Here is a 21,843-nt window from a genome sequence, read left to right on the forward strand (position 1 = left end):
AGCCAAGGAAGCGACGCCCAAGCAATGAGCGACTCCCCTCCGATCGAGGCGATACGGACGGCTCCGTCCGCCATCGAGCACACACCCGCCGACGCCCCGGATCCCCGCCGCTGGTGGGGCCTGGTCGTCATCGCCCTGGCCCAGTTGATGGTGGTCCTCGACGCGACCATCGTGAACATCGCACTGCCGTCCGCGCAGAAGGCCCTCGGCATGTCCGACGGCAACCGGCAGTGGGTCATCACCGCCTACACCCTCGCCTTCGGCGGCCTGCTGCTGCTCGGCGGCCGCATCGCCGACCTGGTCGGCCGCAAGCGCACCTTCATCATCGGTCTGGTCGGCTTCGCCGTCGCCTCCGCGATCGGCGGCGCGGCCGAGAGCCCGGGCATGCTCTTCGGCGCCCGCGCCCTGCAGGGCGTCTTCGGCGCCGTGCTCGCGCCCTCCGCGCTGTCCCTGATGACGACGACGTTCACCGACCCGCGGGAGCGCGGGAAGGCGTTCGGCATCTACGGCGCCATCGCCGGCGCGGGTGCCGCGATCGGCCTGCTGCTCGGCGGTGTCCTCACCTCGTACGCGAACTGGCGCTGGTGCCTGTACGTGAACATCCCGATCGCCGCCGCCGCGGTGATCGGCGCCGTCATCCTGCTGCACGACCGCCCGGGCCACAGCGAGTCCCGGCTGGACATCCCCGGCGTGATCCTCGGCTGCGGCGGCCTGGTCGCCGTCGTCTACGGCTTCTCCGAGGCCGAGCCGCGCGGCTGGGACGACAGCCTGGTGGTGACCCTGCTGGCCGGCGGTGTGCTGCTGCTGGTGGCGTTCGTCCTGTGGCAGATGAAGGCCAGGCACCCGCTGCTGCCGCTGCGCATCGTCTCCGACCGCAACCGCGCGGGCAGCTTCCTGACCATGGGCCTCGCCACCATCGGCATGTTCGGCCTGTTCCTGTTCATGACGTACTACTTCCAGGGCATCCTCGGGTACACCCCGGTCAGGAGCGGTCTGGCGTTCCTGCCGATGTCCGCGTCGATCATCATCGGCTCCACGCAGATCTCGGCCCGGCTGCTGCCCCGCACGCCCCCGCGCCTGCTGATGGTGCCCGGCATGCTGCTCGCCGCCTCGGGCCTGCTGGTGCTGACCCAGCTCGGCGTCGACTCGGCGTACACCACCCACGTCCTGCCCGCCGAACTGCTGCTCGGCCTCGGCATGGGCCTGACGTTCATGCCCGTCTTCTCCACCGCGACCCAGGGTGTGCGGCCGCAGGACGCCGGTGTGACCTCCGCGATGGTGAACACCTCGCAGCAGGTGGGCGGTTCGCTGGGCACGGCGCTGCTCAACACCATCGCCACCTCGGCGACCACCACGTACGTCGGTGGCCACCTCACCGACCCCGCGCAGAAGGCGCAGGTGCTGCGTGAGGGCATCGTCCACGGTTACACGCAGGCCATCTGGTGGGGTGTGGCCGCGATGCTGCTCGCCGCGGTGGTCTCCGGTGTCCTGGTGGTCGCCCGCCCGGCCGGTCACGGACGGGGCGGCGTCCCGGCGGGAGCCGCCGCGCACTAGCCACGGCGGACGCGTCGGGTCCTGGTGACGGCACGGGTCCCGGCCGACACACACACGTCGCGGTGACGGACACACGTCCCGGCTGACGCACACACGTCCGCGCCCCGCCCCGGAAGGTACGACCTCCGGGGCGGGGCGCGGACGCGTACCGGGCGCGGGCGGGGCGCGGACGCTCCCCCGCGGCTTCCGTCAGATGACGCCCTGGGCGAGCATGGCGTCCGCGACCCGCTCGAAGCCGGCGATGTTCGCGCCGGTCACGTAGTCGCCGGGGGCGCCGTAGCGCTCGGCGGTCTCGTGGCAGGTGGTGTGGATGTGGCTCATGATCCCCGCCAGCTCCTCCTCGACCCGGGCCGGCGACCACGCCGTACGAGCGTGGTTCTGCGCCATCTCCAGGGCGCTGACCGCGACGCCGCCCGCGTTGGCGGCCTTGCCGGGCCCGAAGGCGACCCCCGCGCGCTGGAACAGGTGCACGGCCTCGGGCGTGGCCGGCATGTTCGCGCCCTCGGAGACGGCCTTCACGCCGTTGCGGACGAGCGCGGCGGCGTCGTTCTCGTCCAGTTCGTTCTGCGTGGCGGACGGCAGCGCGACGTCGGCCGGCACCTCCCACACCCGGCCGCCCGGCACGAACCGCGCGGAGGCGCCCCGGCGCTCGGCGTACTCGCTGATCCGTCCGCGCTCGACCTCCTTGATCTGCTTGAGCAGGTCCAGGTCGATGCCCTTGTCGTCGACGACGTAGCCGCTGGAGTCCGAGCAGGTCAGCGGGTTGGCGCCGAGGGCGAGCAGCTTCTCGACGGTGTAGATCGCGACGTTCCCGGAACCGGAGACGACGGCCGTCTGCCCCTCCAGGTCCTCGCCCCGCTCGCGCAGCATCGCCTCCGCGAACAGCACGTTGCCGTACCCGGTGGCCTCGGGCCGGATCGCCGAGCCGCCCCAGCCGAGCCCCTTGCCGGTGAGGACCCCGGCCTCCCACCGGTTGGTGATGCGCCGGTACTGGCCGAAGAGGTAGCCGATCTCACGGCCGCCGACGCCGATGTCCCCGGCGGGCACGTCGGTGTGCTCGCCGATGTGCCGGTACAGCTCCGTCATGAAGGACTGGCAGAACCGCATGACCTCCGCGTCGCTGCGGCCGTGCGGGTCGAAGTCGCTGCCACCCTTGCCGCCGCCGATGCCGAGACCGGTCAGGGCGTTCTTGAAGATCTGCTCGAAGCCGAGGAACTTGACGATGCCGAGGTTGACGGAGGGGTGGAAGCGCAGACCGCCCTTGTACGGGCCGAGCGCGCTGTTGAACTCCACCCGGAAACCGCGGTTGACGTGCACCCGCCCCTGGTCGTCCTGCCACGGCACCCGGAAGATCACCTGCCGCTCGGGCTCGCACAGCCGCTCGACCAGCCCGGGTTCGGCGTACTCCGGCCGGGCCGCCAGCACCGGCGCCAGCGTGTCCAGCACCTCGTGAACGGCCTGGTGGAACTCCGGCTGGGCGGGGTTGCGCCGCTCGATCTCGCTGCGCAGGGCGTCGAGCTGGTTCTGACTGTCCGGTCGGGTCGTCACGGAGGTCCCCTTCTGGCACGGCTGCCACCGGTACGAGACCGGTGGTGAGCGTCGATGAGCTTGCTGAGCGCTCGGCGCCGTTGCCGCGCGCAGGACGCTCCAGTGTTACCCGCAGGTGAATGTACTGACCAGTGATCGAACACCGGGCGTCCATGATGCGAGACAGGGCGGATCGGTGGATCGGGGGATCGGTGGATCAGACGGCCGGGTGCCGGCCGTTTCCGGCGCACAGCTCCATGTACTGGGCCGTGGGGATGTCCGGCGGCGGGAAATGGGGGGCCGCTCCGGAGTGGGGGACGACGATGACGTAGTCGGACTGGGGGTTCGCCTGGGTTCTTGCCCCGCTGTGTTCCCTGAACTCGAAGCGGAAGGCCCAGCCGTACGCGAACTCGGTCCCTGCCTCCGGAAGGACGGTCACGGAACCCGCCCTGTCCGGGTAGGCGACGGTGTTCAGATACCGGGAGGCCGCCGCCGCTGCGGCTTCCCTGCTCACCTTGGCGCCGGAAAGCCGCCGCTTCCTGGCGAGGACGAACGCTGCTGCGGCTCCGCCGATCACCACGACCGCTGCGAGGCCGATGCCGAGCCACAGCGGGCCGTCGCCGTCGCCGTCGGCGCTCCCGGCCGAGGCGCCGGCTTCCCCCCTGGCCGAGGAGGTGTCGTCCGCGCCGCCCGCACCCTTGGCGCCGGGCGCCGTCGCCGTCGCCGTCGGGGAAGGCGACGCCGCGGCCGCCAGATCCGGGAGCGGATAGACGTCCGCCGGCCCGGGGTCCCCGGGATTCTCCAAGGCGATACGCGGCCGCACGATGCCGTACCCGATGGAGTCGTTGCGCTTGGCCCCGTCCGTGGGCCCGCCGATGGTGTTCAGCATGACCCGCAGGACCTGGTTATTGGTCCAATCCGGATGCTTGGCCCAGATGAGAGCAGCACTGGCGGAGGCGAGGGCGGTGGCGCCACTCGTACCGTGGCTCTTGCAAAGACCTGTCTTGCCGCCACAAGCATGAACCAATTCCGCACCGGGCGCCGCCATGTCGGTTTGGGACCCGTATTCAGACTCTGCGGTCCTACGCAAGTCCTTGCCGACTGCCGCTACGCCGACCACTCCGGGTGTAGCGGCCGGATATTCGACCGGATTACCCTTGTCACCATCATTCCCGACAGCAGCAAAAATCAGTGAACCACGGGCCAGGGCGTACTTCACTGCAGCCGTTAGCTGAGGTGATCCGAGTCGTGCCCCCATGGAGATGTTGATGACCCGAGCGCCGGAATCCGCCGCGTAACGGATAGCCTTGCTGAAGTAGGCCGGCCCAGCAAATCCGTTGATATCACTCTGGGCCGGCATACGGATGGGGAGGATTTTGACGCCCGGTGCGAGACCGAACGCCCCCTTTCCGCCGTTGTAAGCCCCTGTGCCAGCAATGAGCCCGGCCATTCCGGTTCCGTGGCCGTCGTAGTCGCTGTGCTCGTCGCCACCGCGCTGTGAAGCCAGATCTTTTCCATCGAGAACCCGACCTTTCAGGTCCGGGTTCTCCAGGCCGACTCCAGTGTCGATCACTGCAACCGTGACGCCACTGCCGGTGCTCGCCCGCCACATATCCTCTGCATGCATAGCGTCGAGAAACCACTGCTGGGATCGAGTGGTGTCGGCGCGAGCCTCAGCAGCCGTGCCGCCCACCAGCAGCAGACCGAGGGCCGCACAGGCCATGACATGGCCCTTTCTTTGCCACGTTTTAATCCCAGGCATGCGCATGATTCTCTTATTCCCTCAATCGTTATTCGGAAGCGGGGGGCTCGTTCCGGCGCCTCTTCTTCTGCTTGCGGTCCCGCTGTCTGGATCCATTGGCCGATCCGCTCGAAACCCCGCGAGCACGATTCTGCGGGCCCTCCTCATTGGGCAGACCACCGGAGATTCCTCCCCTCATCGACGCGGAAGGCACCGGAGCGCCGGGTCGTACCGGAGGACGCCCTGTTCTCTGGGCAGTTCCGCCGACGATGCCGCCGCGTGGCTCAGCTCCACCACGCCCGGCGGCGGAGCCAGGCACCCCGTTGGTCGACTGCTTACGCGTGACACCTGTGTTCGGCAAACCACTCGTCGGCCCGCGATTGACTGCGGGAGTGCCACCCAAGGGACCGCCAGGGGCCCTGGTCATCGACCGGCCCGCTGCGGGGGGCACAGCCGGCCGCCCACCGGTGATGCCCGAGCCGGAGACAGCCTCGCGCCGGGATACTGAGCCCTGGCCCGGAACAGCCCGACCGACCAAGCCGTTGGGAGCGGGCGTGTTACGAGTCGGAGCAGTCCCACCACGGCCCACCGCCCGCCCGGTTGGTGCTTCCGTAGGCTCCGCCGGAAGGCGCACCCCGGCGACCGGCTTGCCGGCACCCCCCGAGCCACGAGCACGTACGGAGCCACGTGTCAGCGGTGGCGCCTGGCCGCTGGTCGACGGCAGCGGGACTGGATCCGTATGCGCAGAACCAGCGGGAACTCCCACGGGACTGGGTGAATACTTGTGCGCCTCCGGCGGGGCGGACACGGAGTCGATGCCTACATGTGTAACCGGGTCGCTCGCCAACGGACGCAAGTGGTGGGTCGAAGCCGCACCGGTATGCAGGTCAGAGGGGTGCCCGGGGTGCCCGGAGGTCTCGGAATAAGCGTGACCTGGCTCTGCGACGCCAAAGGTGCCAGCAGTTCCGGCATTGGTGGAGTAGGAACCGCTGCTGCCGACACCATGCCCGGCAGACCCCGCTGGACGAGCCACGTCCTCGGTTGAGCCGTAGGGGGCTGGAGGCGCGATCACCGCCGGCGGTGGTGGGAACTTGGGTCTCGGCAAGGCGTTCATCTGGGTCGCCGAGTGCTCGTACGACTGGCCCAGCTTCCGCATCTGGGCCGCCGCCTCGAGGCGGACCTTCTCCTGGTCCGCCTTGAGGGCGGCCAGTTCGGCCGCGGACTTCGTGCGGATCGCCGCCGCGTCAGGGTCGTTGTGCGCGGCGGTGGCCGCCACCAGGTTCGCGTGGGCGCTCTTGGTGTCCCTCGGGATCGAGGCCTGTGCGGTGGCGATCGCGTTGGACGCCTCGCTCAGCCATTTCGCGGAGTTCTCACTGAAATCACCGAGGCGGTGCGTCGAGTTGGCCAGGTCGTTGGCCCAGGCGCGGAAGGCATCGGCGCCCTCGCCCTTCCACTCCACCCACTGCGGACGGACCTTCAGCTCCTCCGCGATCTTCCGGATCTCCTTCGCGGCCGCGGTCAGGCGAGTCGCGGCGGCCTGGACCTCGCCGGAGTTCGCCTGGTCCAGCCACGCGAGCATCTGTTCGTGGCTCATGTTCTCGAAGGACGTGCCGCCGCCGCTTCCCGTGCCTGCCATCAGATCTCCCCCGTCCCCGTGCGAACCATCAGATCGTGCCGCCCGTGTCACCCGTCGAGGGCTGTGCCGCGTGGTCGTGCCCACCCGTTCCGCCCTGGCCTCCACCGTCGTGGCTCTTCTTCGGCAGTGCCGGGTCGTAGTTCCCGCCGTAGTGCTTGCTCGTCTCGGCGCTGATCGCCGCCATCCGGTCACGGATGTCCAGGTCGATGTTCTGGTAGCCCTTGTGCGAGGCCATGACCGCGATGGCCATGCCCTCCATCGAGTCGGACAGCAGCTTCGAGAGCGTCTCCAGCTCGCTGATCACCGACTCGTACGCCGAATAGAGCCCGGTCGCCTCCGACCAGGCACCGCCGCCCCCGCCGAACTGGTGACGGACGAGCTGCTCCTGGCCGACCTTGGCGGGGCCTGCCTGCGATCCCTTGAGGTCACGGATCAGGTCGTCCACCCGCTTCTGGAAGTTGGTGAACGAGGACAGTTCCGTGGCCATGTCGGCCTGGGCGCCCACGGCCGCGGCGGCGGAACCCGCCGCACCGAACAGACCGCCGAGCAGAGGCCCCAGTGCCCCACCGGTCCCAGCATCGCTCGTCAACTCGTCGTCCTCCCCCGTACGTTCACCCGTTCGCGCAGCGGCCGCCCCGTCCGTCACAACTCTAACTACCTTCAGTGACAGCTTCACCTCTGACGGTGTGCCGGCGACCCGGGCCCGCCCGCTCCGCTTCATCCAAGCAGGCGTTCGCAGAGGCGCGCATGAGCACGCGTACCCAGATTCGGAGCCCCGGAGAGGGCCGCCGTCGTCCGCACCGGACGGTCCCTGGGCCGCCGTCCGAGCCCGCCACCCGCGCCACCGGCCCCGTCCAGCCCCCTCACCGGGCCCCACCCCCGGCCGCCGGTCTCTGCTCAGGTCCGCCGCACGGCGGCCGAGGCCCGCTCACCGCTGTGCGCCTCCGGTGCTTCCAGTGGTCCGGACCAACCCCTTGCCCCTGTGCCGCCCGCGCAGCAAGCTCCCTCCATGGAGCTGGAGTTGCGGCATCTCAAGACGGTCCGGGCGATAGCCGACGCGGGAAGCCTCACCAGGGCCGCGACGGCCCTCGGGCTCGCGCAGCCCGCGCTGAGCGCCCAGCTCAGGCGCATCGAACGGGCCCTGGGCGGGGAACTGTTCGAGCGCGGGCGGCACGGTGTGCGCGCCACCGCGCTGGGCGAGCTGGTACTGGAACGGGCACGGATCGTCCTGCCGGCGGTGACCGAGCTCCAGCAGGAAGCCGTCCGGTTCGCCCGGGGCCGGAGCGGACGGGAGGCCGAACGACTGCGGCTCGGCGGCACCCACGGCCCGCTGCTGGGCGCCCTGATCGACCTGCTGGCGGCCGCCGTCCCGGACGTGCACGTGTCGACGCACGCCTCCTGGTCCGAGCGTGAACTCGCCGCCCTGCTCGCCGAGGGCCGCCTCGACTACGCCGTCACCGGCGCCTGCGGCACCGCCGCGCCACCCGGCACCGAGCACCTCGCGTGGGAGGAGTTCGCCGTCGACCCGGTCTTCGTCATGCTCGCCGGCGACCACCCCCTCGCCCGCACACCCGAAGTGGAGCTGGCCAAGCTGGCGGACGAGGAGTGGGCCTGCGTGCCCGGGGACGGGTGTTTCGCCGACTGTTTCACCGCGGCCTGTGCCCGCGCCGGGTTCGCGCCCGGACGGATGTACGAGACGGACATCGCCTCCTGCGTGCACCTGGTGCAGGTGGGACGGGCGGTGGGGCTGTGCCGGGCCACCTTCCCGACCACCCCCGGCATCACCACCCGGCCGCTGGCCGGCACCCCGCTGCTGTGGCGGCACCTGCTGGGCTGGCACCCGGCGACCCAGCGCGCCGACACCGCGGGCACGGTGCTGGCCCAGGCCCGCCGCGCCCACGCGGCCGTGGCCGCCCGCAGCGACACCTATGCCGACTGGCTCGCCGGTGGCGGCGGCCCCGGCGGGACGGCGCCGCCGTGAGCACGGCACGCCACCGCCCCCACGGAACCGCCGTACGCCGTCCACAGGTCCCCGCACCCGCGGAGGCGGCCACTCGCACACGGCCACCGCCCCCATGGACCCGCCGTACGCCGTCCAAAGGTCCCCGCACCCGCGGACGCGGCCACTCGTACACCCACCCCGCCGGACGCGGCCCTTCCATAACACCGGGCAAGGGGGTCGGCCGAAGGCTTACGCCCGCCGGGCGGCCCTCCCTACGGTTTCGGGACTCCCCACCGAGACCGAGGAGATCCCCCATGCTCCACAGACAGACGAGAGCCGCCTGCGCGGCGGTGGTGGCGACGGGCGCACTGGTCCTGACCGGGCTCAGCGGACAGGCCGGCGCCGAGGCGGCCTCCACCGCCGCGCGGGCGAGGACGCCGGCGCCGTCGGCCGCCCGCACCCTGCACACCGCCGCCACCTCCGCCGCGGTCCTGAACGCCATGCAGCGCGATCTGGGCATCGGCCGGCAGCAGGCCGAGCACCGGCTGGCGAACGAGGCCGAGGCGGGGGCCACCGCGGGCCGGCTGCGGGCCGCGCTCGGCGCGGACTACGCGGGCGCCTGGGTGCACGGCGCGGACTCCGGCGCGCTGAGCGTGGCCACGACCGACGCCGCCGACGCCGCGGCGATCAGGGCCCAGGGCGCCGAGGCCGTCGTCGTCCGTCATTCCCTCGCCGCGCTGGACGCCGCGAAGGCCCGCCTGGACCGTGCCGCCACGCGCCGCGACACCCTCGACACCCCGGTGTGGTACGTCGACGTCCGGACCAACACGCTGGTCGTCCAGGCCGTACGGCCCGCCGCCGCCCGTGAGCTGCTGTCCGCCGCCGGGGTGGACCGGTCGCTGGCCGAGGTGGTGAAGTCGGCCGAGCGCCCCCGGCCGCTGTACGACCTGCGCGGCGGCGACGCGTACTACATCAACGGCAGCACCCGCTGCTCGATCGGCTTCCCGGTCACCCGGGGCACCCAGCAGGGCTTCGCCTCGGCCGGCCACTGCGGACAGGCGGGCTCCACCACCACCGGCGCCAACCAGGTGGCGCAGGGCACCTTCCAGGCGTCGGTCTTCCCCGGCAACGACATGTCGTGGGTGGCCACGAACTCCAGCTGGACCGCGACGCCGTACGTCAACCAGAACGGCCAGAACCTCCAGGTCACCGGCTCCACGGTGGCGACCGTCGGTGCCTCGGTGTGCCGTTCCGGGTCGACGACCGGCTGGCACTGCGGCACCGTCCAGCAGCTGAACACCAGCGTGACCTACCAGGAGGGCACCGTCTCGGGTGTCACCCGCACCTCGGTGTGCGCCGAACCCGGTGACTCCGGCGGCTCCTTCATCTCCGGCAGCCAGGCCCAGGGTGTCACCTCGGGCGGGTCCGGCGACTGCACGAGCGGCGGGACGACCTACTTCCAGCCGGTCAACCCGATCCTGTCGAACTACGGCCTCACCCTGAAGACCACGGGCGACGACCCGGGCCCCGGCCCCGGCAACCCGGGCGGCACGTGGGCGGCCGGCACCGTCTACCAGCCCGGTGACACGGTCACCTACGGCGGCGCCACCTACCGCTGCCTCCAGGGCCACCAGGCCCAGCCCGGCTGGGAACCGCCGAACGTCCCGGCCCTCTGGTCCCGCGCCTGAACCCGCCCCACCCGACCACTGTCCGCCCGAGGGGGGCGAGAGCGGGCCCGGGTCCCCGTCCGGGGGCCCGGGCCCGCTCTTGTGTCCACCGGCCCGGCCGCGCGCCGGGACCGTGCGTCCGCCCAGGCGCCCCTCAGCCCGGCCGAGCTCGTCCCGCGGGCCGGGGCCCGCCTTCCCGAGCGGCAGCAGACACGCGAAAGGGCCCGTACGACCGGAGTCGTACGGGCCCTTCGGGTGGCTCAGCTCACGCTAGTGCGCTGCGCCACAGACCTTGGTCACTTGTTGATCTTGGTGACCTGGCCGGCGCCCACGGTGCGGCCACCCTCACGGATGGCGAACTTCAGGCCCTCTTCCATGGCGACGGGCTGGATGAGCTCCACCTTCATCTCGGTGTTGTCACCCGGCATGACCATCTCGGTGCCCTCGGGGAGGGTCACCACGCCGGTCACGTCCGTCGTGCGGAAGTAGAACTGCGGACGGTAGTTGTTGAAGAACGGCGTGTGGCGGCCACCCTCGTCCTTGGACAGGATGTAGGCCTGCGCCTCGAACTCGGTGTGCGGGGTGACCGAGCCCGGCTTGATGATGACCTGGCCGCGCTCGACGTCCTCGCGCTTGATGCCACGGAGGAGCAGACCGACGTTCTCACCGGCCTGGCCCTCGTCGAGGAGCTTCCGGAACATCTCGATGCCGGTGACCGTGGTGGTGGTCTTCTCCTGCTTGATGCCGATGATGTCGACGGTCTCGTTGACCTTGAGGACACCACGCTCGATACGGCCGGTGACGACCGTACCGCGACCGGTGATCGTGAAGACGTCCTCGATCGGCATCAGGAAGGGCTTGTCGACGTCGCGCTCCGGCTCCGGGATCGCGTTGTCGACGGCGTCCATGAGCTCCAGGACCGACTGGCCCCACTTCTCGTCGCCCTCGAGCGCCTTGAGCGCGGAGACCTTGACGACCGGAACGTCGTCGCCCGGGAACTCGTACTCGGAGAGGAGCTCACGGACCTCGAGCTCGACGAGCTCCAGGATCTCCTCGTCGTCCACCATGTCGGCCTTGTTCAGGGCGACGACGATGTACGGAACGCCGACCTGGCGGGCCAGGAGCACGTGCTCCTTGGTCTGCGGCATCGGGCCGTCGGTGGCGGCGACCACGAGGATCGCGCCGTCCATCTGCGCGGCACCGGTGATCATGTTCTTGATGTAGTCCGCGTGACCCGGGCAGTCGACGTGGGCGTAGTGACGCGCCTCCGTCTGGTACTCGACGTGCGCGATCGAGATGGTGATACCGCGCTGACGCTCCTCGGGAGCCTTGTCGATCTGGTCGAAGGCCGAGGCCTCGTTCAGGTCCGGGTACTTGTCGTGCAGCACCTTGGTAATGGCGGCCGTGAGGGTCGTCTTACCGTGGTCGATGTGACCGATGGTGCCGATGTTGACGTGCGGCTTAGTCCGCTCGAACTTCGCCTTCGCCACTGGGTTCCTCCTGTGGAGTGGTTCTGTACGCCTTACTTCATCGGCGCCAGGTGATCTTTGCTGGATGGCCCGGATCCCGGGGGGCATTCCTCCCGCTTCGCTGCGGAAGAGGCGGAATGCCCCACGAGGCTCCGGAGTCAAGCCTACGGGCTGGAACTCGGGAGAGTTACTCGCCCTTGGCCTTCGCGATGATCTCCTCGGCGACGTTCCGCGGAACCTCGGCGTAGGAGTCGAACTGCATCGAGTAGCTGGCGCGACCCGACGTCTTGCTGCGGAGGTCTCCGACGTAGCCGAACATCTCCGAGAGGGGCACGAGGCCCTTCACGACACGGGCACCGGCCCGCTCCTCCATGGCCTGGATCTGACCACGGCGGGAGTTGATGTCGCCGATGACCTCACCCATGTAGTCCTCGGGCGTGGTGACCTCGACGGCCATCATCGGCTCGAGCAGCACGGGGCTGGCCTTGCGCGCGGCCTCCTTGAAGGCCTGCGAACCGGCGATCTTGAACGCCAGCTCGGAGGAGTCGACCTCGTGGTAGCCACCGTCGAGAAGCGTGACGCGGACGCCCGTCATCTCGTAGCCGGCGAGGATGCCGAACTGCATGGCCTCCTGCGCACCGGCGTCCACCGAAGGGATGTACTCCTTCGGGATGCGGCCACCGGTCACCTTGTTCACGAACTCGTACGCCGTGTCGCCGCTGTCGATGGGCTCGATCGCGATCTGCACCTTGGCGAACTGACCGGTACCACCGGTCTGCTTCTTGTGGGTGTAGTCCACGCGCTCGACGGCCTTGCGGATCGTCTCGCGGTAGGCGACCTGCGGCTTGCCGACGTTGGCCTCGACCTTGAACTCGCGCTTCATGCGGTCGACGAGCACCTCGAGGTGCAGCTCGCCCATACCGCCGATGACGGTCTGGCCGGTCTCCTCGTTGGTGCTGACCTGGAAGGAGGGGTCCTCCTCCGCGAGACGCTGGATGGCGACACCCAGCTTCTCCTGGTCACCCTTGGACTTGGGCTCGATCGCGACCTCGATGACCGGCGCCGGGAAGTCCATGGACTCCAGGATGACCGGGTTCTTCTCGTCCGCGAGCGTCTCACCGGTGGTGGTCTGCTTCAGGCCCATGACGGCGACGATGTCGCCGGCGCCCACCGACTCGATCTCCTCACGCTTGTTGGCGTGCATGCGGTAGATCTTGCCGATGCGCTCCTTGCGGCCCTTGACGGAGTTCAGCACGGCCGTGCCGGACTCCAGGCGGCCGGAGTACACCCGGACGAAGGTGAGCTTGCCGAGGTGCGGGTCGCTCATGATCTTGAACGCCAGGGCGGCGAGCGGCTCGTCGTCCGACGGCTTGCGGGTGACGACCTTCTCCGCGTCGCGGACGTCGTGACCCTCGATGGCCTCGACGTCGAGCGGGGAGGGCAGGTAGCGCACGACCGCGTCGAGCAGCGGCTGGACACCCTTGTTCTTGAACGCGGTGCCGCAGAACACGGGGGTGACGGTGGTCCCGTCGCCCTTGCCGGAGGCGATGGTGATACGGCGGATCGCCGCGTAGAGCTGCTCCACGGAGGGCTCGGTGCCCTCCAGGTACAGCTCCATCAGCTCCTCGTCGTTCTCCGCGACGGCCTCGAGCAGCTTGCCGCGCCACTCCTCGGCAGCCTCGGTGTGGGTGTCCGGGATGTCGACGATGTCGTACATCTCGCCCTTGGTGGCCTCGGCGGACCACACGAAGGCCTTCATCGTGACGAGGTCGACGACGCCCTTGAAGTCCGCCTCGGCACCGATCGGCAGCTGCATGACCAGCGGCTGCGCGCCCAGGCGGTCGCTGATCATGTCGACGCAGCGGTGGAACTCGGCACCGGTGCGGTCGAGCTTGTTCACGAAGCAGATACGCGGGACGCCGTAGCGGTCCGCCTGACGCCACACCGTCTCGGACTGGGGCTCGACACCGGCGACGCCGTCGAACACCGTCACGGCACCGTCGAGCACGCGCAGGGAGCGCTCCACCTCGACGGTGAAGTCGACGTGACCCGGGGTGTCGATGATGTTGATGGTGTGGTCGACGTCTTCCAGCGACCAGTGACAGGTGGTGGCAGCAGAGGTGATCGTGATGCCACGCTCCTGCTCCTGCTCCATCCAGTCCATGGTGGCAGCGCCGTCGTGGACCTCACCGATCTTGTAGGACACACCGGTGTAGAACAGGATCCGCTCGGTGGTGGTCGTCTTGCCCGCGTCGATGTGGGCCATGATGCCGATGTTGCGCACCTTGGCCAGGTCAAGTGAAGTGGTAGCCATAAGGCTTCAGTCTTCTCTCGGTTCTCGATGGGGAAGCGACTACCAGCGGTAGTGCGCGAAGGCCTTGTTGGACTCGGCCATCTTGTGGGTGTCCTCGCGCTTCTTCACAGCGGCGCCGAGGCCGTTGGAGGCGTCGAGGAGCTCGTTGAGCAGACGCTCGGTCATGGTCTTCTCGCGACGGGCGCGGGAGTAACCGACCAGCCAGCGCAGCGCGAGCGTGTTGGCACGACCGGGCTTGACCTCGATCGGAACCTGGTACGTCGCACCACCGACACGGCGGGACTTGACCTCGAGGGTCGGCTTGATGTTCTCCAGCGCGCGCTTCAGCGTGATGATCGGGTCGTTGCCCGTCTTCTCACGCAGACCCTCCATGGCGCCGTAGACGATGCGCTCGGCGGTGGAACGCTTGCCGTTGAGCAGCACCTTGTTGATGAGGGAGGTCACCAGAGGAGAACCGTAGACCGGGTCGATGATGACCGGGCGCTTCGGGGCGGGGCCCTTACGAGGCATTCTTACTTCTCCTTCTTGGCGCCGTAACGGCTGCGAGCCTGCTTGCGGTTCTTGACACCCTGGGTGTCGAGCGAACCGCGGATGATCTTGTAGCGAACACCCGGCAGGTCCTTCACACGGCCGCCGCGCACGAGCACGATGGAGTGCTCCTGCAGGTTGTGTCCCTCACCCGGAATGTAAGCGGTGACCTCGATCCCGCTGGTCAGACGCACACGCGCGACCTTACGCAGGGCCGAGTTCGGCTTCTTCGGGGTGGTCGTGAACACACGCGTGCAGACGCCACGGCGCTGGGGCGAACCCTCGAGTGCCGGCGTCTTGTTCTTCTCGACCTTGTCCTGCCGGCCCTTGCGGACCAGCTGCTGGATCGTAGGCACTACTTCTCCGGTTTCTGTGTGCCGATGGGTACAGCTAACCTGGAACGTCGCCGACCCACGCGGTCGGGTGTGTCGAATCCCGCGGACTCCCGGCGCAAGGCAGAAAGAAGCGCAGATTGCGGTGGCCTATGACGGCTCCCTGGCGGTTGTAGGCACGCACGAGAGCCAGGGCACACCCCAGGCACAAGGTCTGAGCGTACCTATCGCATTCGCTGCGGTCAAAACAAATGGGCGGGACGGCCGCCCGCGCCCGCTCCATCCCACTTTCACCCGCTTCACGCACGCCGTACCCTACCGGGCCGGCGGACGCGCCCCGCGACGGCAGGAGGCGGAACCTTCCTCCGCGTCGGCCCTCCCGGCACGGACCGCGCCCGCACCGGCCGCGGCCGCACGGCCCGCCTCCGCACCGCCCGCCGGCGCACGGCCGTCTCGCGCGCCGTCCGCGGCCGGACCGCCCGTCCCCGCGCCCTCGGCCGTGTCGTCCCGCACGAAGTACGCGGGCCGGTTCTGGACGGCGGTGTAGATCCGGGCGACGTACTCCCCCAGCAGGCCCACGCAGATCAGCTGGACCGCGCCGATGAAGACCACCGCCGTGAGCAGCGAGGTCCAGCCGGGCACGGTGTGCCCCAGGGCGTACCCGGTGAACGTGTACACCAGCAGGCCCAGGCAGACCACGAACGCCCCGCCGCCCAGCCAGGTCGCCAGCCGCAGCGGCGCGGCGGAGAAGCCGGTGATGCTGTCGGCGGCGAGCAGGATCATCCGCCCGAGCGGGTACTTCGTCCGGCCGGCGGAACGCAGCTCGCGCTCGTAGGTGACCTGCCCGCTGGGGAAGCCGAGCCACGGCACCAGCAGCCGGTAGACCCGCTGCTGGTCCGGCAGGGCCTTGAGGGCGTCCACGGCGGCCCGGCTGAGCAGCCGGAAGTCCCCCGCGTGCGCGGGCACGGACGGCCCCGCCAGGCGCCGCAGCAGCCGGTAGTAGACGCCCGCCGTGCCCCGCTTGAACGCGCTGTCGCTGCTGCGGTCGGCGCGGACGCCGTAGACGACGTCGAGCCCCTCGTCGCGGGCCAGCGCGAGCATCTGGGGGATCTTCTCGGGCGGGTCCTGGCAGTCGGCGTCCAGGCTCACCACGTAGTCCCCGACCGCGCGGTCCAGGCCCGCGGTGAGGGCGGCCTGGTGCCCGGAGTTGCGGCGCAGGCCGACCACGCGCAGTTCCGGCCAGCCGAGCCGGAACGCGGCGAGCAGTTCGGCGGTCCGGTCGCCGCTGCCGTCGTCGACCGCGACGACCTCGTAGCGCGGTCCGAGACCGTCCAGCACCGGGCGGAGCCGGTTGACCAGCGCGGGCAGGGCCTCTTCCTCGTTGTACATGGGTATGACGACCGACAGCACGGTCCCGCCGTCCGCGCCGTCCACCTGTTGTGCCACCCGGGCCTCCCCTCGGCCCGCGCCGATGTGCGACCGTGGTGCGATCTTATGACAGACGGTTCACAGGCCCCCGGTCCCGGCGCGACCAGGCGGAGCGGGCGCCGGGACCGGGGGACCGAGGGGAACACACGGACATGAGTACGGGTTCGGGCAACGCGGTGACCGGTTCCTCGGCGGGTGCCGCCCCGGACCGGCCACCCGCCGCTCCGGCGGCGCGGCGGACCGCCCAGGAGGCCGGGGAGCGGGCCCCGGAGCACACCGGCGGCTCCCGCCGGTTCGACGCCGACGCCCTGCGCACGGCCGCCCGCCCCTACCTGCCCCCGCTCCTCCTGTACGGGATCACCAAGCTCGTCGGGCTCACCGTCTTCGCGTGGCTGCTGGAACACGCCGGGGACTACCGCACGAAGGCGCCGCGCTTCGGCGGCGGCGCCCACTGGTGGGACGTCCTGGCCACCTGGGACGGCTGGTGGTACCTCCAGGTCGCCCAGCACGGCTACGACCCGAAGCTGGAGCGGCTCGGCGGCGACGGCCTCTTCACCGTCCAGCAGAACTCGGTCGCCTTCTTCCCGCTCTACCCGGCCCTCATCAGGATGGTCTCGGCCGTCACCGGGCTCGGCCCGTACGGCGCCGGGATGCTCGTGTCCGTCGTGTCGTCGTTCGTCGCCGCCGCCGGGATCTACGCCGTGGTCAAGACGGTCGCGGGCGTGCGCGCGGGCACGATCGCCGCCGGGCTGTGGGCGGTGGCGCCCGGCGCGGGCGTCGAGTGGGCGGTGTACTCGGAGTCGGTGTTCGTCGCGCTCGCGGCCTGGTGCTGCTACTGCGTGATGACCCGGCGCTGGGTGACGGCCGGCCTGCTCGCCTGCGTGGCCGGGCTCAACCGGCCCACCTCCGCGGTGCTGATCGGCGCGGTGGGCCTGGCCGCGCTGGTGACGCTGGCGCGTCGCGACAGCAGGCGCGAGCACGGCGTGGCCCCTCCCGTGTACGCCATGCTCGTCGCCCCGCTGGGCCTGCTCGGCTACGTCGCCTGGGTCGGCTACGCCACCGGGGAGCCCACCGCGTACTTCACGCTCCAGCGCGAGGGCTGGGCGCACTACTTCGACTACGGCGCCTACACGCTGCGCGTCCTGAAGAACCTGGCCGTCGGCCACCACGACTACGTGTTCGCCTTCGACGTCCCGGACGTGCTCTCCCTCCAGCTGGTGCTCGCGCTGCCGTTCCTGGTCGTCCTGATGCTGCGCAAGCGGCCGCCCCTGGTGCTCGTCGCGTACACCCTGGCCACGATCGTCACGGTGCTGGGCACCCAGCAGATGTTCGGCAACACGATGCGCTACCTGCTGCCCGCCTTCCCGCTGCTGCTCGCGCCGGCCGCCGCGCTGAACCGGCTGCGGACCGGCGCCCTGGCGGTGTTCTTCTGCACCGCGGCCGTCGCCTCCGGCTGGTACGCCCACTACGTCATCTTCGAACTGGGCGTCCCGTAGACCGGCCGCCGACGGACCGGCTCGGATCGGCCGGCCGCCCGCGGGCCGGCACCCGTCGACGGGGCTCGTGCGGACCGGCTCACCCAGTCCGGCTTCCGCGGACCGGCTCACGCGGTCCGGCTTCCGCGGACCGGCTCACGCAGTCCGGCTTCCGCGGGCCCTCCCCGCGGTACGCCGAAGGGCGGCCACCCCCACCGGGGTGACCGCCCTTCAGTGCTTCAGCGCGACGCTCGCCTACTGGTTGTACGGACCGTAGTCGTAGTCCTCCAGCGGAACGGCCTGGCCGGAGCCGGTGCCGAACGGCGAGTAGTCGATGTCGTCGTAGCCGACGGCCGAGTACATCGCGGCCTTGGCCTCCTCGGTGGGCTCCACCCGGATGTTGCGGTAGCGGGACAGACCCGTACCGGCCGGGATGAGCTTACCGATGATGACGTTCTCCTTGAGGCCGATGAGGCTGTCGGACTTGGCGTTGATCGCCGCGTCCGTCAGGACTCGGGTCGTCTCCTGGAAGGAGGCGGCCGACAGCCAGGACTCCGTCGCCAGCGAGGCCTTGGTGATACCCATCAGCTGCGGACGGCCGGAGGCCGGGTGTCCGCCCTCCTGGACCACACGACGGTTCTCGGTCTCGAACTTCGAGCGCTCGACCAGCTCACCGGGCAGCAGCTCGGCGTCGCCGGACTCGATGATCGTCACCCGGCGGAGCATCTGCCGGATGATGATCTCGATGTGCTTGTCGTGGATCGACACACCCTGCGAGTTGTAGACCTTCTGGACCTCGCCGACCAGGTGGACCTGGACGGCACGCTGACCCAGGATGCGCAGCACGTCGTGCGGGTTGGTGGCACCCACGGTGAGCTTCTGGCCCACCTCGACGTGGTCGCCCTCGCCGACCAGCAGACGGGCACGCTTCGAGATCGGGTACGCCGTCTCGTCGCTGCCGTCGTCCGGGGTGACGACGATCTTCTTGGTCTTCTCGGTCTCCTCGATCCGGATGCGGCCGGAGGCCTCGGAGATCGGGGCGACACCCTTCGGGGTACGGGCCTCGAAGAGCTCGACGACACGGGGCAGACCCTGGGTGATGTCGTCACCGGCCACACCACCGGTGTGGAAGGTACGCATCGTCAGCTGGGTACCGGGCTCACCGATGGACTGGGCGGCGATGATGCCGACCGCCTCACCGATGTCGACCAGCTTGCCGGTGGCCAGCGAACGGCCGTAGCACATCGCGCAGGTGCCGACGGCGGACTCGCAGGTCAGGACCGAGCGGGTCTTGACCTCCTGGACACCGTGCTTGACCAGCTCGTCGATGAGCACGTCACCGAGGTCGGTGCCGGCCGGGGCCAGCACCTTGCCGTCGACGACGATGTCCTCGGCGAGGCAGCGCGCGTACACGGACGTCTCGACGTCGTCCGCCTTGCGCAGCACGCCGTCGGCGCCGCGCTCGGCGATGTGCAGCTTGAGGCCGCGCTCGGTGCCGCAGTCCTCCTCGCGGATGATGACGTCCTGCGAGACGTCCACCAGACGACGGGTGAGGTAACCCGAGTCGGCGGTACGCAGGGCGGTGTCCGCCAGACCCTTACGGGCACCGTGCGTGGAGATGAAGTACTCCAGCACGGACAGGCCCTCGCGGAACGACGCCTTGATCGGACGCGGGATCGTCTCGTTCTTCGCGTTCGACACCAGACCACGCATACCGGCGATCTGACGCATCTGCATCATGTTGCCTCGTGCACCCGAGTTCACCATCATGAAGATCGGGTTGGTCTTCGGGAAGTTGTCGTTCATCGCCTCGGCGACCTCGTTGGTCGCCTGGGTCCAGATCTGGATGAGCTCCTGCGTGCGCTCTTCCTTGGTGATCAGACCGCGCTCGTACTGCTTCTGGACCTTCTCGTCCTTGGCCTCGTACCCGGCGACGATCTCCTTCTTCGCGTCGGGGACGACGACGTCGGAGATGGCGACGGTGACGCCGGAACGGGTGGCCCAGAAGAAGCCAGCCGCCTTCAGGTTGTCGAGCGTCGCCGCCACGATGACCTTCGGGTAGCGCTCGGCGAGGTCGTTGACGATCTCGGAGAGCTGCTTCTTGCCGACCTCGTAGTCGACGAACGGGTAGTCCTCGGGCAGCAGCTCGTTGAAGAGCGCGCGGCCCAGGGTCGTCCGCAGGCGGAAGGTGTCACCCTGCTGCCACTCCGGCTCGCCCTCCTCGCGCGCCGGCGGGGTCCAGCCGCGCGGCGGGATGGTGCCCACCGGGAAGCGGATGTCCACGCGCGACTGGAGCGACAGCTCGCCGGCGTCGAACGCCATGATCGCCTCGGCCACGGACGCGAAGGAGCGGTCCTCGCCCTTCACGTTCCGCATCTCGCCGTCGGTGGTGAGGAAGAACAGACCGAGGACCATGTCCTGGGTCGGCATCGTCACCGGACGGCCGTCGGCGGGCTTGAGGATGTTGTTCGAGGACAGCATCAGGATGCGGGCCTCGGCCTGCGCCTCCGCGGACAGCGGCAGGTGCACGGCCATCTGGTCACCGTCGAAGTCCGCGTTGAACGCGGTGCACACGAGCGGGTGGATCTGGATGGCCTTGCCCTCGACCAGCTGCGGCTCGAAGGCCTGGATGCCGAGGCGGTGCAGCGTGGGCGCACGGTTCAGCAGGACCGGGTGCTCCGCGATGACCTCTTCGAGCACGTCGTACACGACGGTGCGGCCGCGCTCGACCATCCGCTTGGCCGACTTGATGTTCTGCGCGTGGTTCAGGTCGACCAGGCGCTTCATCACGAACGGCTTGAACAGCTCCAGCGCCATCGCCTTCGGCAGACCGCACTGGTGCAGCTTGAGCTGCGGGCCGACGACGATGACGGAACGGGCCGAGTAGTCGACTCGCTTGCCGAGCAGGTTCTGACGGAAACGGCCCTGCTTGCCCTTGAGCATGTCGCTCAGGGACTTCAGCGGGCGGTTGCCGGGACCGGTGACCGGGCGACCGCGACGACCGTTGTCGAAGAGGGCGTCCACGGCCTCCTGGAGCATGCGCTTCTCGTTGTTCACGATGATCTCGGGCGCACCGAGGTCGAGAAGCCGCTTCAGGCGGTTGTTGCGGTTGATGACACGGCGGTACAGGTCGTTCAGGTCGGAGGTCGCGAAGCGGCCACCGTCCAGCTGCACCATCGGACGCAGGTCCGGCGGGATGACCGGGACGCAGTCCAGGACCATGCCCTTGGGGCTGTTGGAGGTCTGCAGGAACGCGGAGACGACCTTCAGCCGCTTCAGGGCGCGGGTCTTCTTCTGGCCCTTGCCCGTGCGGATGATCTCGCGGAGCTTCTCGGCCTCCTCGTCGAGGTCGAAGGACTCCAGGCGCTTCTGCAGCGCCGCGGCACCCATCGAACCGTCGAAGTAGGTGCCGAAGCGGTCGCGCAGCTCGCGGTAGAGCAGCTCGTCGCCCTCGAGGTCCTGGACCTTGAGGTTCTTGAACCGGGTCCACACCTCGTCGAGGCGGTCGATCTCGCGCTGCGCGCGGTCGCGCAGCTGCTTCATCTCGCGCTCGGCACCCTCGCGCACCTTGCGGCGCACGTCGGCCTTGGCGCCCTCGGCCTCCAGCTCGGCCAGGTCGGTCTCGAGCTTCTTGGCACGGGCCTCCAGGTCGGCGTCGCGGCGGTTCTCGATCTGCTGCCGCTCGACGGAGACGTGCGCCTCCAGGGAGGGCAGGTCGCGGGTGCGGCGCTCCTCGTCGACGTACGTGATCATGTACGCCGCGAAGTAGATGACCTTCTCCAGGTCCTTCGGGGCGAGGTCGAGCAGGTAGCCCAGACGCGACGGGACGCCCTTGAAGTACCAGATGTGGGTGACGGGAGCGGCCAGCTCGATGTGGCCCATCCGCTCACGGCGCACCTTGGCGCGCGTGACCTCGACGCCACAGCGCTCGCAGATGATGCCCTTGAAGCGGACACGCTTGTACTTGCCGCAGTAGCACTCCCAGTCCCGGGTGGGGCCGAAGATCTTCTCGCAGAAGAGTCCGTCCTTTTCCGGCTTGAGGGTGCGGTAGTTGATGGTCTCGGGCTTCTTGACCTCGCCGTGGCTCCACTGACGGATGTCGTCAGCGGTGGCCAGACCGATCCGGAGCTCATCGAAGAAGTTGACGTCGAGCACTATGCGTCAATCCCTCTCAGGGTTGTAAGTCTGTGGTCTGAAACGGGGGCCTGGGGGTCGGCGGGGGCCTCACTC

13 protein-coding genes are annotated in these 21,843 nt (G+C 69.7%); 4 read left to right on the plus strand and 9 right to left on the minus strand.

Annotated elements, in window-relative coordinates:
* Nucleotides 1–24: 24 nt before the first annotated feature.
* Complete coding sequence (locus tag ABZ719_RS04475; protein WP_366723720.1) at nt 25–1,554, plus strand: MFS transporter; 1,530 nt, start codon at nt 25–27, stop codon at nt 1,552–1,554.
* A 189-nt stretch (nt 1,555–1,743) separates the two neighbouring features.
* Here ABZ719_RS04475 and gdhA read toward each other — a convergent pair whose 3' ends face one another.
* From gdhA to ABZ719_RS04490, 3 genes are all read right to left on the minus strand, one after another.
* Nucleotides 1,744–3,102 carry an NADP-specific glutamate dehydrogenase gene (gene gdhA / locus ABZ719_RS04480; RefSeq protein ID WP_366723721.1) on the minus strand — a complete coding sequence of 453 codons (1,359 nt, stop codon included), beginning with the start codon at nt 3,100–3,102 and terminating at the stop codon, nt 1,744–1,746.
* Nucleotides 3,103–3,298: 196 nt separating this feature from the next.
* Complete coding sequence (gene mycP, locus ABZ719_RS04485) at nt 3,299–4,804, minus strand: type VII secretion-associated serine protease mycosin (protein ID WP_366723722.1); 1,506 nt, start codon at nt 4,802–4,804, stop codon at nt 3,299–3,301.
* Nucleotides 4,805–6,486: 1,682 nt separating this feature from the next.
* Nucleotides 6,487–7,047 (minus strand): hypothetical protein, encoded by a 561-nt coding sequence (locus tag ABZ719_RS04490; RefSeq protein ID WP_366723723.1) that lies wholly within the window; start codon nt 7,045–7,047, stop codon nt 6,487–6,489.
* Between the two features lie 420 nt (nt 7,048–7,467).
* Between ABZ719_RS04490 and ABZ719_RS04495 the strand changes: the two genes are divergently transcribed.
* Together ABZ719_RS04495 and ABZ719_RS04500 are read left to right on the plus strand one after the other, a co-directional pair.
* Nucleotides 7,468–8,439, plus strand: coding sequence for a LysR family transcriptional regulator (locus ABZ719_RS04495; protein ID WP_366723724.1), 972 nt, complete (start codon nt 7,468–7,470; stop codon nt 8,437–8,439).
* Between the two features lie 275 nt (nt 8,440–8,714).
* Nucleotides 8,715–10,088, plus strand: coding sequence for an alpha-lytic protease prodomain-containing protein (locus ABZ719_RS04500; protein WP_366723725.1), 1,374 nt, complete (start codon nt 8,715–8,717; stop codon nt 10,086–10,088).
* Nucleotides 10,089–10,363: 275 nt separating this feature from the next.
* On the opposite strand, the gene tuf is transcribed toward ABZ719_RS04500, so the two are convergent.
* The 5 genes from tuf to ABZ719_RS04525 form a co-directional block, all read right to left on the minus strand.
* On the minus strand, nt 10,364–11,557 hold the full coding sequence (tuf, locus tag ABZ719_RS04505) for an elongation factor Tu (protein ID WP_037858396.1): 1,194 nt from the start codon (nt 11,555–11,557) through the stop codon (nt 10,364–10,366).
* Nucleotides 11,558–11,723: 166 nt separating this feature from the next.
* Complete coding sequence (gene fusA, locus ABZ719_RS04510) at nt 11,724–13,850, minus strand: elongation factor G (protein WP_037858394.1); 2,127 nt, start codon at nt 13,848–13,850, stop codon at nt 11,724–11,726.
* Between the two features lie 39 nt (nt 13,851–13,889).
* Nucleotides 13,890–14,360, minus strand: a complete 471-nt coding sequence (gene rpsG / locus ABZ719_RS04515) for a 30S ribosomal protein S7 (RefSeq protein WP_003992340.1) — start codon at nt 14,358–14,360, stop codon at nt 13,890–13,892.
* Nucleotides 14,361–14,362: 2 nt separating this feature from the next.
* Nucleotides 14,363–14,734 (minus strand): 30S ribosomal protein S12, encoded by a 372-nt coding sequence (rpsL, locus tag ABZ719_RS04520; protein ID WP_003948652.1) that lies wholly within the window; start codon nt 14,732–14,734, stop codon nt 14,363–14,365.
* A 291-nt stretch (nt 14,735–15,025) separates the two neighbouring features.
* Nucleotides 15,026–16,156, minus strand: coding sequence for a glycosyltransferase family 2 protein (locus ABZ719_RS04525; protein WP_366723726.1), 1,131 nt, complete (start codon nt 16,154–16,156; stop codon nt 15,026–15,028).
* Nucleotides 16,157–16,290: 134 nt separating this feature from the next.
* Between ABZ719_RS04525 and ABZ719_RS04530 the strand changes: the two genes are divergently transcribed.
* The gene (locus tag ABZ719_RS04530; RefSeq protein WP_366723727.1) at nt 16,291–17,634 is read left to right on the plus strand and encodes a glycosyltransferase family 39 protein; all 1,344 of its coding nucleotides are present in this window, start codon (nt 16,291–16,293) and stop codon (nt 17,632–17,634) included.
* Nucleotides 17,635–17,868: 234 nt separating this feature from the next.
* On the opposite strand, the gene ABZ719_RS04535 is transcribed toward ABZ719_RS04530, so the two are convergent.
* Nucleotides 17,869–21,768 carry a DNA-directed RNA polymerase subunit beta' gene (locus ABZ719_RS04535; RefSeq protein WP_366723728.1) on the minus strand — a complete coding sequence of 1,300 codons (3,900 nt, stop codon included), beginning with the start codon at nt 21,766–21,768 and terminating at the stop codon, nt 17,869–17,871.
* Nucleotides 21,769–21,843 lie beyond the last annotated feature (75 nt).

It is taken from the genome of Streptomyces sp. NPDC006743 (assembly GCF_040703815.1).
Taxonomy (GTDB): Bacteria; Actinomycetota; Actinomycetes; order Streptomycetales; family Streptomycetaceae; genus Streptomyces.

Bases quoted from the DNA above. Each gene is read 5' to 3' on its own strand.
- ABZ719_RS04495 (WP_366723724.1), top strand. From the start codon at position 7,468: ATGGAGCTGGAGTTGCGGCATCTCAAGACGGTCCGGGCGATAGCCGAC.
- fusA (WP_037858394.1), bottom strand. From the start codon at position 13,850: ATGGCTACCACTTCACTTGACCTGGCCAAGGTGCGCAACATCGGCATC.
- ABZ719_RS04500 (WP_366723725.1), top strand. From the start codon at position 8,715: ATGCTCCACAGACAGACGAGAGCCGCCTGCGCGGCGGTGGTGGCGACG.
- ABZ719_RS04530 (WP_366723727.1), top strand. From the start codon at position 16,291: ATGAGTACGGGTTCGGGCAACGCGGTGACCGGTTCCTCGGCGGGTGCC.
- mycP (WP_366723722.1), bottom strand. From the start codon at position 4,804: ATGGCCTGTGCGGCCCTCGGTCTGCTGCTGGTGGGCGGCACGGCTGCT.
- ABZ719_RS04475 (WP_366723720.1), top strand. From the start codon at position 25: ATGAGCGACTCCCCTCCGATCGAGGCGATACGGACGGCTCCGTCCGCC.
- rpsG (WP_003992340.1), bottom strand. From the start codon at position 14,360: ATGCCTCGTAAGGGCCCCGCCCCGAAGCGCCCGGTCATCATCGACCCG.